This window comes from uncultured Chitinophaga sp. (genome assembly GCF_937898475.1).
Classification (GTDB): Bacteria; Bacteroidota; Bacteroidia; order Chitinophagales; family Chitinophagaceae; genus Chitinophaga.
Genome location: NZ_CALEJS010000042.1, coordinates 313,353 through 332,973 on the forward strand (window position 1 = coordinate 313,353; position 19,621 = coordinate 332,973).

Consider the following 19,621-nt stretch of genomic DNA (forward strand, 5'->3'; position numbering starts at 1 on the left):
AATAATCGTAACTTAAACCTGCTATTTGAGTATTATGAAGATACGCTGTTTACTCCTGCTGCTGGCAGGGCAACTGTTGAACACTTACTATGCCGCTGCACAGGAAAACGCGGTATCGCCGGACCATATCTACTATAACAATATCAGATCCGTTAAGTTCCATCCTCCCGGCGATCCGCTGAGCCTTCCCGTTATTACACGTGGGGGAGGCGACCAGCTGGAGCTGAGCTTTGATGATATGGATAACGACACGAAGAATTACTATTTCACTTTCGTGCTTTGCAATGCAGACTGGTCCCGCGCACAGGTAAACACTTTTGATTACCTGCAGGGATTTTCTGAGAACCGCATACAGAACTATCGTTTTTCCAGCATCGCCTTGCAGAAATATACGCATTATACGGTGGCTGTACCTGCTGCCAACAGTACACCCAAGAAAGCAGGTAATTACCTGTTGATGGTGTACCTGGATAGCGATACCACCCAGCTGGCCTTTACGCGCCGTATGCTGGTGGTAGATAATAAAGCCGGTGTGGCGGGCTTTATACAGCAACCGGTAAGTCCCAAGCTGTTTCGCACCAGTCAGAAAGTAAATTTTACTGTTAATACCGCCGGACTGAATATCAATAATCCCTTTGACCAGGTGAAGGTGTATATTCTTCAGAACTATCGCTGGGACAATGCCATTCACAATATAAAACCGATGTTCCTGCGGGGTAATGAGATTGTGTATAATACAGAAGTGGATTGCATATTTCCGGCTATGAAAGAATGGCGCTGGGTGGATCTGCGCAGTTTCCGCCTGCAGACTGAACGCGTAGACCACTCTGATTACCGGCGCAATGGTACGGACATTTACGTAAAACCTGATCCCGAACGGGGCAACAGTATCTACCAGTATATCAAGGATATTAACGGGCGTTACCAGCTGGCTACGCTGGATAATTATGATCCCAATTTTGAAGGTGATTATGCAGCGGTTCACTTTACCTATCCTTCAAGAGAACCCTACGCGGGTTATGATATGTACATATTCGGAGAGCTGACCAGCTATGAATGCAATGAAAGCAATAAGATGGTGTACAATCCATCCACGGGGGCTTATGAAGGAACGCTGTTCCTGAAACAGGGCTTTTATAACTACATCTACGGGCTGATAGATAAAACAGTTCCCAACAGCAAGTTCAGCACCGAGTATACAGAAGGCAACCACTGGGAAGCCGAAAATAACTATACCATACTGATCTACTTCAGGCCATTAGGCGGCCGTTCAGACGAGCTGGTAGGCATGGCTACGCTGAATAGTATGCTGAATAGAAGCAAATAGCAGTGCTAGCTACCAGCTACCAGCTAACTGCTATTTAATCACTTGCTCTTCCAACACGCTTTGCCGTAGTTTCACAATATTGGCAGCTCCGCGTTTAATGATGATGCGGGTGCCCCTGTCAAAAGTGAAGTAGCGGTAAAACCAGTTGATGAACACCACCATTTTATTGCGGAAGCCCAGGAGGCTCATAAGGTGTACCACCATCCAGATGAACCAGGCAAAGCGCCCGCTCCATTTCATTTTCCCGATCTCTGCTACTGCTTTATTACGGCCGATAGTGGCCAGGCTGCCCAGGTCTTTATAAACAAAGCCCTGCATAGGTTGTTGCCGCAGTGATCTTTTCAGGTTGGCCGCAACGAGCTTGCCCTGCTGGATGGCTACCTGGGCCACCATTGGATAACCTCTGGGGTAGCGCTGATCATTGGTCATATACCCGATATCGCCAATGGCGAAGATGTTGGTAAAGCCCTGCACCTGGCAAAACTCATTCACTATAATACGGCCATTGGGCAATACTGATTCTTTGGGCAGTCCGTTGATAGCCATGCCTCTTACACCGGCGGCCCATATCAGCGAATGCGTAGCGATCTGTTCGCCATTGCCCAGCAGCAGTGTTTGTCCGTCGTAATCTTTTACGGCGGTATTGAGCAATACTTTAATGTTCAGCTTTTGCAGTCCCTCCAATGCCTTGTTGGAAGAGCTTTCGCTAAAGGCGGGCAGGATACGCGGCCCGGCTTCTATCAGGTAAATATCCATACAGTCTGCCGGCAGCTCAGGATAATCATGCGGAAGGATATGTTTGCGTAGTTCAGAGATGGCTCCGGCCATTTCTACGCCGGTGGGCCCTGCGCCTACGACCGCAAAGGTGAGTTTGGCCTTGATGGCTGTTTTGTCGGATATCAGCAGGCTTTCTTCAAACTGTTTGATCACATAGTTCCTGATCTGCACGGCCTCTATCAGCGATTTCATGCCGATGGCGTTCTCTTCCACGAGCTTATTACCGAAAAAGTTGGTATTACTGCCTGTAGCGATCACTAAATAGTCGTAATGGAGATCGCCGATACCTGTTTCCAGTATCTGTTCGGCGGTTCTTACGCCTTTTACCTCTGCCATACGGAAGTGAAAGTTTTGCTGCTTCCCGAAAATGCCGCGCAGGGGAAAGGCAATACTATCGGGTTCGAGCCCTGCAGTGGAAACCTGGTATAACAGCGGTTGAAAGAGGTGATAATTGTTCCTGTCCAGCAGCACTACCTGCAGGGGGGCGTTTTTCAATTGTTTAGCCAGGTTAATGCCTCCAAATCCACCTCCAACAATAATCACCCTGGGAAGACCGGTTTCCGGAATATTGGGCTGCATCATAAGTAATGATTTAATAGAACCGGCGACAAATGCTGTACCAGCTCTGGTGTTTTACAAAGTTATTAAACTTTCAGAAAATAATGAAACATAGGTTTAAATTCCAAATACCATATACCAAATACCAAATTCCAAAATCCAAATTGGGTATGCAGACAAACAGGACTTTCCTGTTACTTCTGACAGTTGTCCGCCTTTGGAATTTGGTATTTGGATTTTGGATTTTGGTATTTCACTTGAGTTCAGCCATTGCCAGGCGGAGAAACTCGTACCCTCTCATCTTTCTGCCGCCATTGCGTTTGCCTGTGTAGAGGCGCCTGTAAACGGTAGCGTTTTCATTGTAGAGCAGCCGCATGTTGTATTTGTCCAGGAACTCGCCCAGGGATTCGGGAACGAGGCCGGTATCCCATTCTTCGTTCATCTGTTTCAGCATGCGCATAACACTGGTAGCACCGTAGAAGCTGCGCGGGTTTTCTTTCATCCGGGCGTCTACAAAGTTGAAGATGATGCGGGTGCCGGAGGGGTAGTTTTGAAAATAGCGGAACATGGTATTGCCGATAGAGGCGGTGAGATTGTTAACAGCGCCTTCCCAGATGATCAGTGTTTTGTAATGCTTTTGTTGCAGTAGTTGCGGAATCACTTCTTCCGGGCTTTCTTCCCTGAAGTTGAGGGCAATATAATCCAGCGGTATATCCGGTTTGTCTGATGCGGGGATATTCAGCAGCAGATCTTTTTTCCTTTCCTGCGTCATACGGCGGTCTACTTCCACAAACTGTACGCCTTTTACGCCCATTTGTGTAAGGCGGTATGCACGGGTTTCGTAGCCGGCGCCCAATATAATGACCTGGTATACTTTATGTTTTTCGATGGCTTCCAGCGCCATCAGGTCAATCATGCGGGTACGCGCCACTACGGAGGTAATGGAGCCCGGCCAGCGAAGATCCACATACCAGGGCACAAACCATCTGAAGAGAGGAAAGCGCGCCAGCCATACCCACATTTTCAGTATCGGTGTAAGGAAAAGCTTTGCATGTGGGTCATAGAACAGCCGGTCGTTTGGCGGGCGACTTGATTCTACGGCACGGAAAAAGGCGTAAATGACAGCTGATCTGCTAGCATAGCGCATAGCCGGAAATTTAAAAATTTATTTCCTAACTGCCATGTTCAGTATGCAAACATGTCATTCATTTTACGCATACACTTTGTCACAATAAGAGCTGAAACAAGCCGGCCGCCAGCAAAGCGCCTATTACAGGACCCATTATTGGAATCCAGGCATATCCCCAATCGCTGTCACGTTTGCCTGGAATAGGTAGTATGAAGTGCATAATACGGGGACCCAGATCGCGTGCGGGATTGATGGCATAACCGGTAGGTCCGCCCAGTGAAAGGCCAATGCCCAATACCAGCAATGCTACGGGCAAGGCATCCAGTGCACCCAGTCCAACACCCGGCGCCGCCATGTATAACACGCCCAGTATCAGTACTGCGGTGCCGATGATCTCTGTGAGCAGGTTATGCACCGTGCTGCGGATGGCGGGAGCCGTACAGAATACCGCCAGTTTCAGATCGGCATCCGTACTCACATCAAAATGTTTTTTATAGGAAAGCCATACCAGTAAAGCACCCAGCATAGCGCCCGCTACCTGAGCCAGGATATAAGATGGCACCAGCGCCCAGGCAAACTTACCAGCGGCCGCCAGCGCAATGGTAACGGCAGGGTTGAGGTGTGCACCACTGAATTTGGCCGTGCAAAATACCCCCGTAAATACAGCCATGGCCCAGCCCATAGTGATCACTATCCAGCAGGACTGCCCGCCTTTTGTTTTTTCAAGCACCACATTAGCTACCACACCATCACCCAGTAATATAAGAAGAGCTGTACCGAATACTTCTGCAATAAAAGGAGACATAAAAATGAATAATTAATAATTAAGAATTAATAATTGGAGTGACAAGTGTCAGGATGGAAGACAGGTGTTGTGATTTTCATTGTTAATTATTAATTATTAAGTTCATCGTTTTGTGACCAGGCCAGAGCGGCTTTGATGGCGCGTTGCCAGCCTTTGGTGAGCTGGTGGCGTTTATCGGCGTCCATGGTAGGAGTGAAGGTGTTGTCTACCTGCCACTGGCTGCTGATGGTGTCAATACTATCCCAGAAACCAACTGCAAGTCCGGCCAGGTAGGCGGCGCCCAGGGCAGTAGTTTCGGTAATGTGCGGTCGTACCACTTTAGCGCCGAGTATATCTGCCTGGAATTGCATGAGGTGATTGTTGGCGGTGGCGCCGCCGTCTACACGCAGTTCCTGAATATTCATCCCCGCGTCGGCTTCCATGGCTTTCAGCACATCCAGGGTCTGAAGGGCGATGCTTTCCAGCGCAGCGCGGGCAATGTGGGCGGCGGTGGTGCCGCGGGTCATGCCTACCATGGTGCCGCGGGCGTATTGGTTCCAGTAGGGGGCGCCTAATCCTGCGAAGGCAGGAACCAGGTATACGCCGTCGCTGCTGTCAACAGAGGTGGCCAGCTTCTCTACGTCGGCAGAGTGGCGGATGATGCCGAGGCCGTCGCGGAGCCATTGTACCACTGCACCGCCAATGAAGATGCCGCCTTCCAGCGCGTAGGTGGTTTCGCCGTTTATCTGCCAGGCAATGGTGGTGAGCAGGTTGTTTTTAGACGGAATAGCCTTTGTACCGGTGTTCAGTACCATGAAACAGCCGGTGCCGTAAGTATTTTTCACCATGCCGGGAGAGATGCACATTTGTCCGAAAAGGGCGGCCTGCTGATCGCCTGCAATACCGGCTATGGGTATACGGAAGGGAGTAAGAGTAGCTTCTGTATGACCGTATATTTCACTGGAGCTTTTCACTTCGGGCAGCATGGAAGCGGGTATATCCAGCAGTTCTAAAAGCTCCTGGTCCCACTGCAGGGTATGGATATTGTACAGCATGGTACGGGAAGCGTTGGTAACGTCTGTTACATGCAGTTTGCCTTTGCTGAAGTTCCATATCAGCCAGCTGTCTACAGTGCCGAAGGCCAGCTGGCCTTTGTCGGCTTTTTCCCTGGCGCCCGGCACATTGTCAAGTATCCATTTTATTTTGGTGCCGGAAAAATAGGCGTCTATTACGAGCCCGGTTTTCTCCTGTACCAGCGGGCCGTAGCCCTGTTGATTCAGCTGGTCGCAGGTGGCGGAAGTACGGCGGTCCTGCCATACGATGGCGTTGTATACGGGTTTGCCGCTTTGACGGTCCCACACAATGGTGGTTTCCCGCTGGTTGGTAATACCGATGGCGGCTATGTGGCTGCCGTCCAGTCCTGCTTTAATAATGGCCTCTGCCGCTACGCTGGCCTGAGTAGACCAGATCTCTACCGGATCATGTTCCACCCAGCCGGGTTGCGGATAGATCTGCCGGAATTCTTTCTGTGCTACAGTGGTGATGGCGCCCTGGTTATCGAAGAGGATGGCGCGTGAGCTGGTAGTGCCCTGGTCAAGTGATAGTATGTATTTTCCCTGCATGGCGTATAACGTGGTCTGATGGTTTATGGGTTAAGGTAGGCATTTTTTCTAAAAAAATCCCCGGTACCACAGGCACCGGGGAACACCATCTAAAAATGCAATATGATCAGGTATTACCTTGTCTTTTTGGCGTCTTCCAGGAATTTGGCCAGGCCGATATCTGTAAGGGGATGTTTCAGCAGGCCGAGGATAGACTCTAACGGGCAGGTACAAACGTCTGCGCCTACTTCAGCACATTTGATGATGTGCAGCGGGCTGCGTATGGAAGCTGCCAGGATCTCTGTTTTAAAGCCCTGGATGTTGTAGATGTTGGCTATCTGTGCAATCAGTTCTACGCCATCCCAGCCACCGTCGTCAATACGGCCGATGAAGGGAGAAACGTAGGTAGCGCCTGCTTTGGCAGCCAGGATGGCCTGGCCTGCAGAGAATACCAGGGTACAGTTGGTTTTGATCTTGTTCTCAGTGAACCATTTGATGGCTTTCACGCCGTCTTTGATCATCGGTACTTTAACCACGATGCGGGGGTGCAGGGCGGCCAGTTTTTTACCTTCTTCTATGATGCCTTCGAAGTCGGTAGCGATCACTTCCGCGCTTACATCACCTTTCACCATTTCGCAGATGGTCTCATAATGTTTCAGAATAGCTTCTTCACCTTTGATGCCTTCTTTGGCCATCAGCGAAGGGTTGGTGGTAACGCCGTCTAAAATGCCGAGGTCGTGTGCTTCCTGGATCTGTGCGAGATTTGCTGTATCTATGAAGAATTTCATGTTAGAAATATTTGATTTTATTCAATGATCACATGGAACTTTGCAGTAGCCAGGTTTCATGTGAGATATTTACTTGTTAAGAGGTCAGTTTAATCAATACCGTTCAAGGAATAGCTACTATGACAATATAATGTTTAACGGTAACGGTTACAGGCAGGTTCATTTGAACATCGGTCATTAGGAAGGAGGTGGAGTAAATAGCCACCCGAATGACTATTGACATATGAACTAATGACCTGGAATAAGAAAAAAAAACGGCAAGTTACTTACATCGCACCGCTACAACCGCCTACCCTTGCTACATTCCTGTCCTGGGGGAGTTCAGCAGGAGCTGGTCGTATAAGACTTGCCGGATGCAAAGGTAAGAGAATTCAGCTAAAATGCAAATTTTACTGCAAAGATGTTAGCTGCCTGTTTTCATATGTCTATATTATATGTCGAAAAAAAATAATATACATTTGTAAACAATTTGACAGAAAGGTGGTTTATTTGTAATGTGAATTACTTTCAACCTTAATTTTTTACCTAAAACCTCAACATTATGGAATCTTCGTCCTCGATTTTTGGTACCGGCTTTTTTCTTTTCTGGCTGGTACTCACGATTTTTTACATTTATTGTGGCTGGAAGATCTACGAGAAAGCCGGTCAGCCGGGATGGGCGGTTATCGTTCCCCTCTACAACGTGATCGTGCAAATGAGAATTATTGGCAAACCCTGGTGGTGGCTGCTGCTGATGTTTATCCCTGTTGTCAACCTCGTGATTGCCATATGGGCTGCCAACCTGCTCAGCAAAAGCTTTGGCAAAAGTGAAGGCTTTACCTTAGGCCTGATCTTCCTGGGTTTCATTTTCTATCCGATCCTGGCCTTTGATAAATCTATCCAGTACCAGGGCCCTGCCGGTAATCCCAACGCCACATCGCTTGGTGATCAGATCCAGAGTATCGGCTCGGATGTTAAATAAATAGTACGGGGGAAAAACGGTGCAAACAAAAACACACTATACCAATGGAATCTGTTAATCCGAATACAGGCAGCGAGGAGCTGCTGGGAGACATACATGAGATTGCGGTACTGAATTACGCATCACAGGGACAAAGACTTGCAAATTATCTTATCGACAGAGTAGCCTCACTGGCAATTTCATTATTGACAGGTATCTTTATGGTGAGCCTGCTGGGTGAATCTTACAGCTGGATCCTGGATGAGAAAATATCGTTTTATTTACTCATCTACACGGGCACGGTTATATATTATACCCTTGCCGAAGCATGTCTGAAAGGACGCACCCTCGGTAAGCTCATCACCAGTACACACGCTGTCACCAACGATGGCAAACCGCTCGGCTTCCGTGACGCCTTTGTGAGAAGCCTTAGCCGTATAGTACCTTTTGAAGCATTTTCAGGCTTCGGCGCGGCGCCCTGGCATGATCAGTGGACAAGTACCACGGTAGTGAAAAATTAAGATCAGTCTTTCGTAACGTAGTAATTATAATCGTTCAGCAAGGTTTCGAGGAACTGCATGTGATCCATTTCCGTTTCGATCTTCAGCACATCCCTTACACGGTAGGATACTTTTGCCGCCAGCTCAAGGTTGCCTGATTTCAAAGCGCGGTCCATCAGTTCCCTGACCTTGTTGAGATCTTTGTCAGACAAGCGCAGTATCTGCGGAAAATGAGGCTGATAATCCGTTTGCGATACTTCTCGGAAAATGGTGTCGTTCAGGCTGCTTTTTGTCCGGGTATTCACTACAATAGTGCCGGCTACCACATCGCCCAGCCGCTGATTATACTTAGAGCGGGCAATAGAAATGATAGGGATAACGCCCCAGAGAATAAAGGGAGATTCCATAATGCGGAATACCCAGCGGATCATATGCTGGCTGTAGCTGGGCGGGTTTCCCAGCATACTCACGACCTTCAGGCTCATGGCTTTTTTTCCGGGTGTTTGTCCACGCATCAGCACCTCAAATACCAGGAAATAAAGGCTCAGCGGCAGGGCAATGGCCCAGAAAGCAAAAATGTTGCCCGTTGTACCGGAAAACGAGCTGGCCGCTATAATCCATACCAGTATCAGCCACGCTATCCGTATGCCCAGGTCTATCAGCCAGGCCACAAAACGCTGGCTGATATCAGCGGCCTCAAATTCAAGGTCTATATTGAAAGCAGTTGGTATTTTTATAGCGGTCATGCACAAATTTACTAATTAATGTATATGTTTGTCAGGTATGAGAGAATCCACTTTCATTAAAAAGAACCTGGCCCGCTGGAAGCGTTACCAGGCAGAGCCCAGTGATGATCCGGATGTAATGGCGGAACGGTTCACCAGTCTGCTGGACGATCTCGCATACGCTAAAACTTTCTACAGCTTCAGCAAAGTAACCCAGTATATCAACGGGATGGCTGCCGCCATCTACCAGCATATCTACCGCAACCGCCGCGATGAAGCCGGACGGGTGCGCACCTTCCTGGCCTACGAGCTGCCTTTGCTGATCCGCCGCCATCACCGGCTGCTGCTCTTCACCTTCGCCTACTTCCTGCTCTTCACCATTATGGGCGCTTTCTCTGCATCGCATGACGAAACGTTTGTACGGGGCATCCTGGGCGATGAGTACGTAAATATGACCGAACAGAATATTTCCAGCGGAGACCCTTTCGGTGTATATAAAAGCGGTAATGAATGGGTAATGTTCTTTTACATTGCCTACAACAATATCAACGTGGCCCTGATGTGTTTTGTGGGCGGTATCATCTTTACCGTGGGCACACTCTGGCTGCTGTTTAAAAACGCAGTAATGCTGGGCTCTTTCCAATATTATTTCTTTGCTAAAGGGCTGGGCTGGCAGTCTGTACTGGTGATCTGGATACATGGCACGCTGGAGATCTCAGCCATTGTCATTGCAGGCGCCGCCGGGATGATCATGGGCAGCGGCCTGCTGTTCCCGGGCACCCGCAAAAGAATGGACGCCTTGAAGCGCTCCGCCAAAGACGGTATTAAAGTGATCGTTAGCCTCATCCCCATATTTGTAGTGGCGGCTTTCCTGGAAGGATTTGTAACCCGCCATACTTCCATGCCCCTGTGGCTGAGCCTCCTGATATTACTGTTATCACTGTCCTTTATTATCGGTTACTTCATCATATATCCTATATGCGTGCAGCGCAAGGGATACCGGCTGGACGCTTCCACCGGCGCACTGGTGAAACCTGATAAAGCTATTCCGGCAACCAACTGAACCTATGATGATGTGCATAAAGAATCGGTATAGAAGCTGTTTACTGTTGCTGGTCGCCATCCTGCTTCCCCTGTTGTTACCTGCGCAGGAGCTGGATAGCGTGTCGCTTGCTGATGTCGGTATGTATGACACTGCCGCATTCCAGGCGCCGGAGAGCGATGAGCTGGAAACAGCCTATGGAGAACAGGAAGTGAGAACGCATTCTTTCTGGGATCAGGCGGTACCGGTGAATATAGACAGCACGGAAGAGTGGTGGGTGAACGGCGGACTGGTGCAACGCAAAGTGCCTGATAAGGTCATGTCTAAACTGAAAGCTGATAAGGCCCTGCAATATGATAAGGAGAAAAAAGCGCCGGTGCGGAATGAATGGCTGGTGAAATTATTGGTTGGCCTGGTGCAGTTCCTGTATAATATCCGCCTGCTGATCATTGTACTGCTGGTAGCGGGCTTGTTGCTGCTGGTGTTTTATTTCATGCGTCAGCAGGGATTCCGTTTCCGCGGTCAGGCAGAAGAACCCCTGCCCGATACGGAAGTTACAGACCCGGGCATTGCAGGGTATGAGCGATATTTACAGGAGGCGATAACAGCGGGTGATTTCAGGCAGGCCGTACGCTTTTTACACCTGCTGACACTGCGGATGATGGCAGACCGTGAACTGATCGTATTAAGCAAGGATAAAACCAATGCAGACTACCTCCGCGTATTGCTGAAGACCCAATGGTACCAGCCTTTTGTCCGTCTTACAAGAGACTATGAATACATATGGTACGGAGAAGTGAATGTGAATGCTGATCAGTTTAACCACATTCATGGGCAGTTCCGTCAATTTATAAACGAACTAGGATTTACCCGGTGAGATCAAGGATTTTCATTATTGTAACTGTCTTTGTAGTGCTATGCTTCATATTGCTGATGATAGCCGGCAACCAGTCGCGCAATGCCGACGCCAGGCAGGATCTCAGCAAGCAGAGCTTCTCTCATAAAGATAAACTGCCCGGCGGTTGCTATGTGGCTTACAACTGCCTGCAGCATCTCTTTAACGGAGAAGCGGTGAAGGTAGTGACAAAGCCATTTACGCGCACTTACAGGAAAAACGTTTATCTCAACAGGGGAGAGGGCAGCCTGTACATACTGGTGGCAGATAAACTATACGCCAGCCAGAAAGATATAGATGATATGCTGCGGTTTGTGAGAACAGGCAACCAGTTATTCCTGGCCGTAAACCGGCCGGACAGCATACTGAAAGTGCGGCTGGGCGTCGCCGTGAACGACGAGCGTATGCTGTTCTCCCTGGCCTCCACCCCCAGCGCAGAACATTATGTAAATCCCTATATAGGCGCAGATACCGTATTCTCACGTAAAGGAATATACGAGGGACGATACTTTACCGCCATGGATACGTCCAACACCACTATACTGGCTACCAATCATCATCAGCGGCCTAACTTCATCCGGGTGAGCTATGGCAAGGGAGATATTTTCGTACTGCTGAATCCTTCCTCCTTTACGAACTATTTCCTGATGCACGGCAACAACATTGTTTCGCTGGAACATCAGCTGGCCTATACTTACGACCGGCCTTCGGGCGTATATTGGGATGAGTACTATAAGTATCTGAACGGGCCGCAGGGCGACTTCAGCGAGTGGCAGGTACTGATGCGTTACCCGGCTATGCGCTGGGCGCTGTGGCTGTTTGTGGCGCTGCTCCTGGTATATGTTATTTTTGAAAGCAAAAGGCGCCAGCGCATCATTCCTGATAAACCTGTACTGGCTAATAACTCGCTGGAGTTTGTGGAAACGCTGGGCCAGTTATACTACCAGCAGGGCAATAACCGGAACCTGGCGCAGAAGATGACGCTGCACTGGACAGAATACGTGCGTACGCGTTTCTACCTCAGTACACAGCATCTGAACGCAGCCTTTATAGATACGCTGGCACGTAAATCCGGACAGCCTTATGCTGTGGTGAGAGAGATCGTGGAAAGCATTCATCATATACAACTATCCGACCAGGTCAGCGATGCAGACCTGCAGCAATTCTATAGGAACATTCATCAGTTTTACCTAAATACGAAATAAATGGACGTTAATACATTTGAGCCGAGATCAGATCTTTCTACCCTTCACCAGTCAGTGGAGGCCATCCGTGCGGAGATCGGCAAAGTGATAGCCGGTCAGCATCAGATGATAGATCTGCTGATCACCGGGCTGCTTACGCAGGGCCATGTACTGATAGAAGGTGTGCCGGGGGTGGCTAAAACGCTTACCGCCAAACTGCTGGCCCGTTGTGTGGACGCTGATTTCTCACGTATACAGTTCACACCCGATATTATGCCGGCTGATGTGCTGGGCACCTCTGTATTTAACCCCCAGAGCCGGGAGTTTGAATATAAACGCGGGCCTGTTTTCAGTAACCTCGTACTGATAGACGAGATCAACCGCGCCCCTGCCAAAACGCAGGCCGCACTGTTTGAGGTGATGGAAGAACGGCAGATCACCAACGATGGTATCACGCATCCGCTGCCTTTGCCTTTTATGGTGATCGCTACCCAGAACCCGATAGAGCAGGAGGGTACCTATCGCCTGCCTGAAGCGCAGCTGGACCGTTTCCTGTTCAAAATTGAGGTGAAGTATCCCGAGATAGCAGAAGAAGTAGCCATGCTGCAGGCCATGCATCAGCACAACGGCGTACAGGATATTACCATGATGGTGAACCGTGTGGTAACCGCCACACAGGTGCTGGAGTTCCAGTCGCAGGTGCGCAGGATCCATATTGAAGAAAAGCTGTTGCATTACATTGCCGCACTGGTACAGGAAACCCGCGTAAACCCATCGCTGTACCTCGGTGCATCGCCCCGCGCTTCACTGGCGGTGATGAACTGTGCAAAGGCTATCGCCGCTATGCGCGATCGTGATTTTGTAACGCCGGATGATATCGTGGAGATGCTGCCGCATGTATTGCGCCATCGTATTATGCTCACCCCTGAGCGTGAAATGGAAGGCATTGCTGCAGACGAAGTGATTGCCCAGATCATTAAAGCAGTGGAGGTACCCAGATAATGTTCCTGAAAGCGCTATACCGTTCCCTGTTCTTCGGCAACCGGTTTTACCTGGCCCTGGGTGTGAATGTGCTGCTGTTCATTGTATCCTTTTTCTACCCGGCCTTGTATACCATTGCCCTGCTGGTGTTTGCAGCGCTGATGGCACTGTTGTTGCTGGATCTGACGTTGCTGTTCATTACCCGCGGTAATGCGCTGGAATTAACGCGCATTACGCCGGTGCGTTTCAGCAATGGCGATGAGAATGAGGTGCGTATAGAGGTGCGCAGCAATTTCCGTTTCCCGGTATCAGTGGCCATAGTGGATGAACTGCCTTTCCAGTTCCAGCTCAGGGACCACCTGCTGAAAAGCTGGATAAAGCCGGGCGCAGAACAGGTATTCACCTTTTCACTACGGCCGCTGGAAAGAGGTATTTACCAGTTTGGCAATACCAACGCTTTTGTATCCAGCCCCTTTGGATTGGTGAAACGGCGTTTTATTTATGAGAACGAAGCACAGGTAAAAACATATCCCTCTTTTCTGCAGCTACGCAACTTTGAACTGCTGTCTTACATGAACCGGCTGAATGAGCTGGGTGTGCATAAAAAGCGTACCGTTGGACACAGCATGGAGTTTGACCACATCAAGGAATATACCCGCGGCGATGATGTACGCATGCTGAACTGGAAAGCTACCGCCCGCAGGGAAAACCTGATGGTGAACACCTACGTGGAAGAACGCTCGCAGCAGGTATACTGTGTGATAGATAAAGGGCGTACTATGAAGATGCCCTTTGACGGACTCACACTGCTGGATTATGCCATTAACTCCACGCTGATCTTCAGCAACGTGGCCCTGCAGAAAGGAGATAAGGCAGGACTGGCTACCATTGCCGCCCAGCAGGTGGATATACTGCCTGCCAGCAATAAGAAAACGCAGCTGGACAAGGTGCTGGAAATGCTGTATGCCCAGGAAACCCAGTGGGAGGAAAGCGACTACGAAAAACTGAGCATTTCACTCAGAAGGGCATTCAACCAGCGCTCGCTGCTCATCCTCTTTACCAATTTTGAATCCATGCCCGGGTTACAGCGGCAGCTGCCATACCTGCGCAAACTGGCCCGCTATCATTTGTTGCTGGTTGTGTTCTTTGAGAATACGGCACTGAAGAAAGTAACAGAACAACAGGCCTCCGGCGTGGAAGAAATATACAAACAGGTAATTGCCCAGCAGTTTGCCTACGAGAAAAAACTCATTGCCCGCGAGCTGTCTCAGTACGGCATCATGTCGCTGCTGGTAACCCCCCAGCAGCTGACCATACAGGTGATCAACAAATACCTGGAACTGAAGGCAAGAATGTTGATTTAAGTTTGAGGTTTGACGTTTGAGGTTCGTTGAAGGCGACAGGTTGAAAGTAGCCGTCAGCGGGGCAATAAGCTGCTTGAGATATGTAGGTTATTATATACCTAAATTTTAAACCTCTAACTTCTAACAAACTTCAAACTTCAAACCTCAAACCTCAAACTAATTTTTCCTTTTCCTGTTCGGTCTCCTGTCATCTTCTATCACCTGGGAATCGTCATCGGGTAGTTGTTTTACAGGAATTACGGAGTGTGCGGTAAGGCGGGGTTTGGCTTTGTAGACGGCGCTTACATTAATAAGGCGGGTGGTATCGCCGGTGTTCAGCAGAAGGTCTTGTCCGAGAAGTTTCCCGGCGGAAGTCTGCAGCTGTACGCTGGAGGTATCCAGGGGAAAGATCCTGCCTGAACTGAATTTTGCTTCAACGTTGAGGTAAAAATGAATGCCTCTTTTCAGGCTGTCGGCATAATGGTTAAAACGTATGCCGGTGATGTAGGGCAGTTGGAGCGTGGTTTCAAAAGGGGGATGGCCGCCTGCGTCAGGAAGGGTTACCACCAGTTTTACCCGGTAATGCTGCCCGGCCAGTTTCTGGCGGTCAAAGTACAGGTGGCCGTTCCGGAAATCGCCGTCGGGACTGGACACTTTAATGGCTCTCCAGCGATAATCGCCCTCCAGGAAGCCCTCTGTCTGCCGGATATCCCCGTTATTGTAGGTGATCTCCAGCCCGAGAGGGGCCTGGTTATACAGTTCTACCACGGCGGTGGTGTCGTAAAAGGCGGTAACGCCTGTTACCACTGCTTTCTGGGCAGCTGATAACAGCGGAAGCAGTAAAAAGGCGGCCAACAGGTGCACTCTCATAATTATAACAGAAGAAAAAATCATTCCAGAATCCGGTGCTTCATACTTGTTGCCGCAGCGCGCTGATCTGGTCCAGCGAGTTGTGAAGCTCCTGCACCAGGCGGTCTACTATTTCGCGGGTGCTGATGATGTCGTCTACCATTTCCACGCTTTGCCCGGCGCTCCAGAGGTGTTGGTAGGAGCCGGGTCGCACGGCCTGCTCCAGTTTTTTCATGCCCCGCAGCTGTACCAGCATTTTAAAATACTTGCGGGTGCGCGGGTTGCGGCTCAGCATTTTTTCAAACCAGTTCTGTTTATAACCTATTTTTTTTGCAGCCGGTGTATTGATAATGTTACAGGGTGTACCGGAGAGGCGTTCCGTCAGCACAATATCTTCCATACCATATTCCAGGATGGCCTGTTTGTAGGCGTCGCTTACGGCGGCTTCCATGCTGGCGATGAAGCGGGTGCCAATAGACACCGCCTGAGCGCCCAGCACCAGGGCGCTGGCCATCTGTCGGCCGCTGGCAATGCCGCCGGCTGCCACCAGGTATTTATCGGGGAAGGCTTTTTGCAGGGCAGGCACCAATACATGCATAGGGTAGGGGCCTGCATGCCCCCCCGCTCCTGCGCAAACAGCAATAAAGCCATCGCATCCTGCCTTTGCGGCTTTTTCGGCATGTTCCAGGTTGGTGACGTCGCAGAGCACTTTTCCGCCATAGCTGTGGGCGGCTTCTATTACCTGCTTTGGGTTACCGAGGGAGGTGATGTAGAAAGGCACCCGGGCCTGTACACATTCCTGCAGGTGTTTTACGTAGAGCGGGTTGGTTTTCTGAACAATCAGGTTAACGCCATAGGTACCGGGTGTGGACAGCTGGCTGTGGTGTTCATTGAGGCGTTCCAGCACGGCTTTCAGCTCACCTTCCCTGCGGAAGTTGAGGGAGGGAAAAGTGCCGGCGATGCCGCTGTCCATAGCGGCTTTCACCATGGCCTCGTTGCTGACCAGGAACATGGGCGCCTGGATAATGGGGTAAATGGTGTTGAGGAGGTTCATTATGTAAATGTGTTGTAAATAGTATCATTGTGCGGCCACAGCTGCCTGTAAACTGCTTACCTGCAGTTGCCTGGCCACGTATTTACCTAATATATCAAACTCCAGGTTAACGGTATGTCCGGGCTGAACGGCAGATATATTGGTGTGCTGGTAGGTGTATGGAATAACGGCCACGGAAAACTCGCGGTCTGTTACATTAAATATGGTGAGGCTGATGCCATTAAGGCAGATAGAGCCCTTTTCCACCAGCAGGCCTGCAAATGTTGCGGGATAACGGAAGCGGAATTCCCAGCTGCCGTCCTGCGGGGTAACGGAGAGGCATTCGCCTACGCTGTCTACATGGCCCTGTACCAGGTGCCCATCTATACGGCCATTGAAGAGCATGGCCCTTTCCAGGTTCACCTGCTGACCGGGAATAAGCTGGCCCAGGTTGGTTTTCTGGAGGGTTTCTGCCACGGCTACGGTTTCATACGCGTTGTCCAGCAGGCGGGTTACGGTAAGGCAAACCCCGTTGTGGGCAATGCTCTGGTCTACTTTCAGCTCGGGTGTAAGGCTGGAACCGATGGTGATGAGCAGGTTGCCGCCTTCCTTCTTGGTGGATATTACTTCTCCTAATGATTCGATGATACCGGTAAACATAGTACAATATGCTAGTTAGTCCGAAGGTAAAGATTTTAGAGATTTTTGTATTTTTAAAACATTGTTTTATCTTTGCCTTCCCTAAAAATTATTAAAGGAGCATTTATTATGTTGATCATCGATTCTAAAGATTGCGAAAACATTGACAAAGCGCTGAAAAAGTACAAGAAGAAGTTTGAAAAGGCGCGTATCTTGCTGCAACTGCGCTCTCGTCAGTCTTTCACCAAGCCTTCTGTTAAGCGCCGTAACCAGGTGCTGAAAGCTGTTTACAAGCAGCAGCTGGCTAGTGGCAAGTTTGAAGATTAATCTGGCGTAGCTTACGCATCAAAATACTTGATGATTGTAAGGTTTTTAATAACTTTACAATCATCAATTTTTTTGCGTTGAGCGAAGATATACAATATCCGGTGGTAGACCGGTTCTTATCCTACATTCAGCTTGAAAAGCGCTATTCTGCGCACACTTTTGCCGCTTACAGGCAGGATCTTCACCAATTTTTTCAGTTCCTGGAGCAACACTACGGACAGCTGGAGCTTTCTGCGATAGGGCATTTACATGTCCGCAGCTGGCTGGCTGAGCTGATAAGAGAGCAGCAGCAGCCCCGGACCGTTAACCGCAAAATTTCCGCACTTAAATCTTTTTTCAAGTATACCGTAAGGCAGGGCCTGATATTGCAGACGCCTATGGTAAAGGTATCGGCCCCTAAAGTAAGCCGCCGTTTGCCTGGTTTTATAGACGAAAAGGGGATGCAGGCCATGGAAGACAACCGCAGCATGCGACGCGGTGAGGAGGGGATGCCTATCTTTTCAGACGACCTGGAAGGGGTAACGCACCGCCTGGTGTTTGACCTGCTGTACCATACAGGTATCCGGTTATCAGAGCTGATCAACCTGGAAGAACGGAATGTAGACAGCGGTAATCTTACCATCAAGGTATTGGGAAAAGGGAACAAGGAGCGGATCATTCCCATCAGCCGGGAGCTGCTACAGCAGCTGAGGGAATACATGGCCCGTAAGCGACGCGAGCTCGAAAACCCGGCGCCGCAGGTATTGCTGGCGCATCCTAAAAGCGGGAAAAAACTATACCCCAAGTATGTATACAACCTCGTGCGGGATTATCTGACCCGCCACCAGATCACCACTATCACGCGTAAGAGTCCGCATGTGCTGCGGCACACCTTCGCCACTCATCTCACCAATAACGGCGCAGACATCAATGCCATTAAGGAATTGCTGGGGCATTCCAGTCTTGCCGCCACCCAGGTTTACACCCACAATACCATCGAAAAGCTGAAGGATGTGTTTAAACAGGCCCACCCGAAAGCGTAACAGGTTTAAGTTTGAGGTTTGAAGTTTGTTGCAGGTTCCTGGTTCGGGTTCCAAATGTATGTTGTCAGTCAAAGGTGCCAGGTATCGGGTATCAGGTATCGAGATACTTAACCCAACTCCCTGCCTCACAGGCCCATAGCCTGTTTGTATAACACCCGCTCTGCACCTTTAACCTCTAACAAACTTCAAACTTCAGACTTCAGACTTCAAACCTCAAACTTTAAACTTCAAACTTTTTAATGTTAACAATTTATTAGGTTTTAATTGTGCTAATGACGGCAAAAATTTATAAATTAGTAATAGAGTTCTTCACATAATCATTTTAAACAGAGAGCCTATGAAAGTATGACTACCCACTTGAATTGAGATTGTTAAATATTAAAAAATTTAGTGTCATGAACGTTCAAATTCAAACGGTGCATTTTGATGCAGATTCCAAGCTAATTGATCATGTGAACAAAAAAATCCAGAAACTTTCCAACTTCTATGATCGCATCGTTAGTGTGGATGTATTCCTTAAGTTAGACAATGTAGCACACCAGATCAAAGACAAGATTGCCGAGATAAAGATCCGTATACCCCGCCACGACCTTTTTGTTAAACATGAATCTAAATCCTTTGAAGAATCCTTCGACCTCGCCTTCAATGCTGCTGTAAATCAGATCAAGCGGCAAAAAGAAAAGAAATTTCAATAAATCCTGAAAAATAATTTTGAAGTTATTAACCTCTTTACTACCTTTGCCATCCCGATTCAAAAAGGGATCGGTGAAGGTAGTAAAGTTCTTTACTGTAGGGCATTTTAGCCAAAACAGATCAGGTAAAAAACGAAGAGTGTCCCAGGGCTGAAAAAACAATTTTGAGATTTCAACAAAGCTGTTATTTTTGCGCTTCCTTTTACGGATATCTTGAGATAAAATACTTGGTATGCCAGCATAGCTCAGTTGGCCAGAGCTACTGATTTGTAATCAGTGGGTCGGGGGTTCGAATCCCTCTGCTGGCTCGTATAAATTCCAGATCCCGGGTTGCAGGTTACATGAATCTGCAATTGATCGGGTAGAGCACTTCTTTACCAAGGAAGAGGGCTAAGTTGGAATTTAGGTTTTTGAGCTTTTAACACGGGCAGGTTCCAGAGCGGCCAAATGGGGCGGACTGTAAATCCGCTGTCTTTCGACTTCAG

The 19,621-nt window shown here is 49.0% G+C and carries 20 protein-coding genes, 1 tRNA gene and 1 other RNA gene; 12 read left to right on the forward strand and 10 right to left on the reverse strand.

Translation table 11 applies throughout. The features are described from left to right. The first annotated feature begins 34 nt into the window (after positions 1–34). On the forward strand, positions 35–1,327 hold the full coding sequence (locus Q0577_RS27015; protein WP_298741976.1) for a DUF5103 domain-containing protein: 1,293 nt from the start codon (positions 35–37) through the stop codon (positions 1,325–1,327). 30 nt (positions 1,328–1,357) lie between these two features. Here the strand turns inward: Q0577_RS27015 and Q0577_RS27020 are convergent, their stop codons facing one another. From Q0577_RS27020 to ffs, 6 genes are all read right to left on the reverse strand, one after another. Further along, positions 1,358–2,686 carry an NAD(P)/FAD-dependent oxidoreductase gene (locus tag Q0577_RS27020; RefSeq protein ID WP_298741977.1) on the reverse strand — a complete coding sequence of 443 codons (1,329 nt, stop codon included), beginning with the start codon at positions 2,684–2,686 and terminating at the stop codon, positions 1,358–1,360. A 229-nt stretch (positions 2,687–2,915) separates the two neighbouring features. Next, positions 2,916–3,809: a class I SAM-dependent methyltransferase gene (locus Q0577_RS27025; RefSeq protein ID WP_298741978.1), complete on the reverse strand. Its 894-nt coding sequence runs from the start codon at positions 3,807–3,809 to the stop codon at positions 2,916–2,918. A gap of 79 nt (positions 3,810–3,888) precedes the next feature. Next, positions 3,889–4,596, reverse strand: a complete 708-nt coding sequence (locus tag Q0577_RS27030) for an MIP/aquaporin family protein (RefSeq protein ID WP_298741980.1) — start codon at positions 4,594–4,596, stop codon at positions 3,889–3,891. An 89-nt stretch (positions 4,597–4,685) separates the two neighbouring features. Next, complete coding sequence (glpK, locus tag Q0577_RS27035) at positions 4,686–6,197, reverse strand: glycerol kinase GlpK (protein WP_298741982.1); 1,512 nt, start codon at positions 6,195–6,197, stop codon at positions 4,686–4,688. A 113-nt stretch (positions 6,198–6,310) separates the two neighbouring features. Beyond that, a complete protein-coding gene (gene fsa / locus Q0577_RS27040) occupies positions 6,311–6,964 on the reverse strand; it encodes a fructose-6-phosphate aldolase (protein ID WP_298741984.1) in 654 nt (217 codons plus the stop codon). Between the two features lie 252 nt (positions 6,965–7,216). Next, positions 7,217–7,316, reverse strand: an RNA gene (gene ffs / locus Q0577_RS27045) — signal recognition particle sRNA small type. A 189-nt stretch (positions 7,317–7,505) separates the two neighbouring features. Between ffs and Q0577_RS27050 the strand changes: the two genes are divergently transcribed. Together Q0577_RS27050 and Q0577_RS27055 are read left to right on the forward strand one after the other, a co-directional pair. Then, complete coding sequence (locus tag Q0577_RS27050) at positions 7,506–7,925, forward strand: DUF5684 domain-containing protein (protein WP_298741986.1); 420 nt, start codon at positions 7,506–7,508, stop codon at positions 7,923–7,925. A 44-nt stretch (positions 7,926–7,969) separates the two neighbouring features. Beyond that, positions 7,970–8,425, forward strand: a complete 456-nt coding sequence (locus Q0577_RS27055) for an RDD family protein (protein ID WP_298741989.1) — start codon at positions 7,970–7,972, stop codon at positions 8,423–8,425. Positions 8,426–8,427: 2 nt separating this feature from the next. Here Q0577_RS27055 and Q0577_RS27060 read toward each other — a convergent pair whose 3' ends face one another. Further along, entirely contained in the window at positions 8,428–9,150 is a 723-nt protein-coding gene (locus tag Q0577_RS27060; RefSeq protein WP_298741991.1) for an RDD family protein, read from the reverse strand. A gap of 37 nt (positions 9,151–9,187) precedes the next feature. Between Q0577_RS27060 and Q0577_RS27065 the strand changes: the two genes are divergently transcribed. From Q0577_RS27065 to Q0577_RS27085, 5 genes are read left to right on the forward strand one after another with little or no spacing between them, the layout of a single operon-like run. After that, on the forward strand, positions 9,188–10,192 hold the full coding sequence (locus Q0577_RS27065; protein WP_298741993.1) for a stage II sporulation protein M: 1,005 nt from the start codon (positions 9,188–9,190) through the stop codon (positions 10,190–10,192). 4 nt (positions 10,193–10,196) lie between these two features. Then, on the forward strand, positions 10,197–11,048 hold the full coding sequence (locus tag Q0577_RS27070; RefSeq protein WP_298741995.1) for a DUF4129 domain-containing protein: 852 nt from the start codon (positions 10,197–10,199) through the stop codon (positions 11,046–11,048). Next, positions 11,045–12,271 (forward strand): DUF4350 domain-containing protein, encoded by a 1,227-nt coding sequence (locus Q0577_RS27075; protein WP_298741997.1) that lies wholly within the window; start codon positions 11,045–11,047, stop codon positions 12,269–12,271. Before Q0577_RS27070 ends, Q0577_RS27075 begins: the two co-directional genes overlap by 4 nt. Next, a complete protein-coding gene (locus tag Q0577_RS27080) occupies positions 12,272–13,252 on the forward strand; it encodes a MoxR family ATPase (RefSeq protein WP_298742000.1) in 981 nt (326 codons plus the stop codon). Then, positions 13,252–14,595, forward strand: coding sequence for a DUF58 domain-containing protein (locus tag Q0577_RS27085; protein WP_298742002.1), 1,344 nt, complete (start codon positions 13,252–13,254; stop codon positions 14,593–14,595). The genes Q0577_RS27080 and Q0577_RS27085 overlap by 1 nt, the downstream gene beginning before the upstream one ends. 156 nt (positions 14,596–14,751) lie before the next feature. On the opposite strand, the gene Q0577_RS27090 is transcribed toward Q0577_RS27085, so the two are convergent. Genes Q0577_RS27090 through Q0577_RS27100 form a run of 3 tightly spaced genes read right to left on the reverse strand, consistent with a single transcriptional unit; the run spans position 14,752 to position 17,116 of the window. Beyond that, the gene (locus Q0577_RS27090; RefSeq protein WP_298742004.1) at positions 14,752–15,444 is read right to left on the reverse strand and encodes a hypothetical protein; all 693 of its coding nucleotides are present in this window, start codon (positions 15,442–15,444) and stop codon (positions 14,752–14,754) included. Positions 15,445–15,484: 40 nt separating this feature from the next. Beyond that, positions 15,485–16,477 (reverse strand): nitronate monooxygenase, encoded by a 993-nt coding sequence (locus Q0577_RS27095; protein WP_298742006.1) that lies wholly within the window; start codon positions 16,475–16,477, stop codon positions 15,485–15,487. A 24-nt stretch (positions 16,478–16,501) separates the two neighbouring features. Continuing rightward, a complete protein-coding gene (locus tag Q0577_RS27100) occupies positions 16,502–17,116 on the reverse strand; it encodes a riboflavin synthase (protein WP_298742008.1) in 615 nt (204 codons plus the stop codon). A gap of 108 nt (positions 17,117–17,224) precedes the next feature. Here Q0577_RS27100 and rpsU point away from each other — a divergent pair, with 108 nt between their 5' ends. The 4 genes from rpsU (at position 17,225) to Q0577_RS27120 (ending at position 19,444) form a co-directional block, all read left to right on the forward strand. Further along, the gene (gene rpsU, locus Q0577_RS27105) at positions 17,225–17,422 is read left to right on the forward strand and encodes a 30S ribosomal protein S21 (protein ID WP_298742009.1); all 198 of its coding nucleotides are present in this window, start codon (positions 17,225–17,227) and stop codon (positions 17,420–17,422) included. 77 nt (positions 17,423–17,499) lie between these two features. Next, positions 17,500–18,444, forward strand: a complete 945-nt coding sequence (locus Q0577_RS27110; RefSeq protein ID WP_298742011.1) for a tyrosine-type recombinase/integrase — start codon at positions 17,500–17,502, stop codon at positions 18,442–18,444. Positions 18,445–18,839: 395 nt separating this feature from the next. Continuing rightward, complete coding sequence (locus Q0577_RS27115) at positions 18,840–19,139, forward strand: HPF/RaiA family ribosome-associated protein (protein WP_145713195.1); 300 nt, start codon at positions 18,840–18,842, stop codon at positions 19,137–19,139. 231 nt (positions 19,140–19,370) lie between these two features. Further along, positions 19,371–19,444, forward strand: a tRNA-Thr gene (locus Q0577_RS27120). Positions 19,445–19,621: the final 177 nt, after the last annotated feature.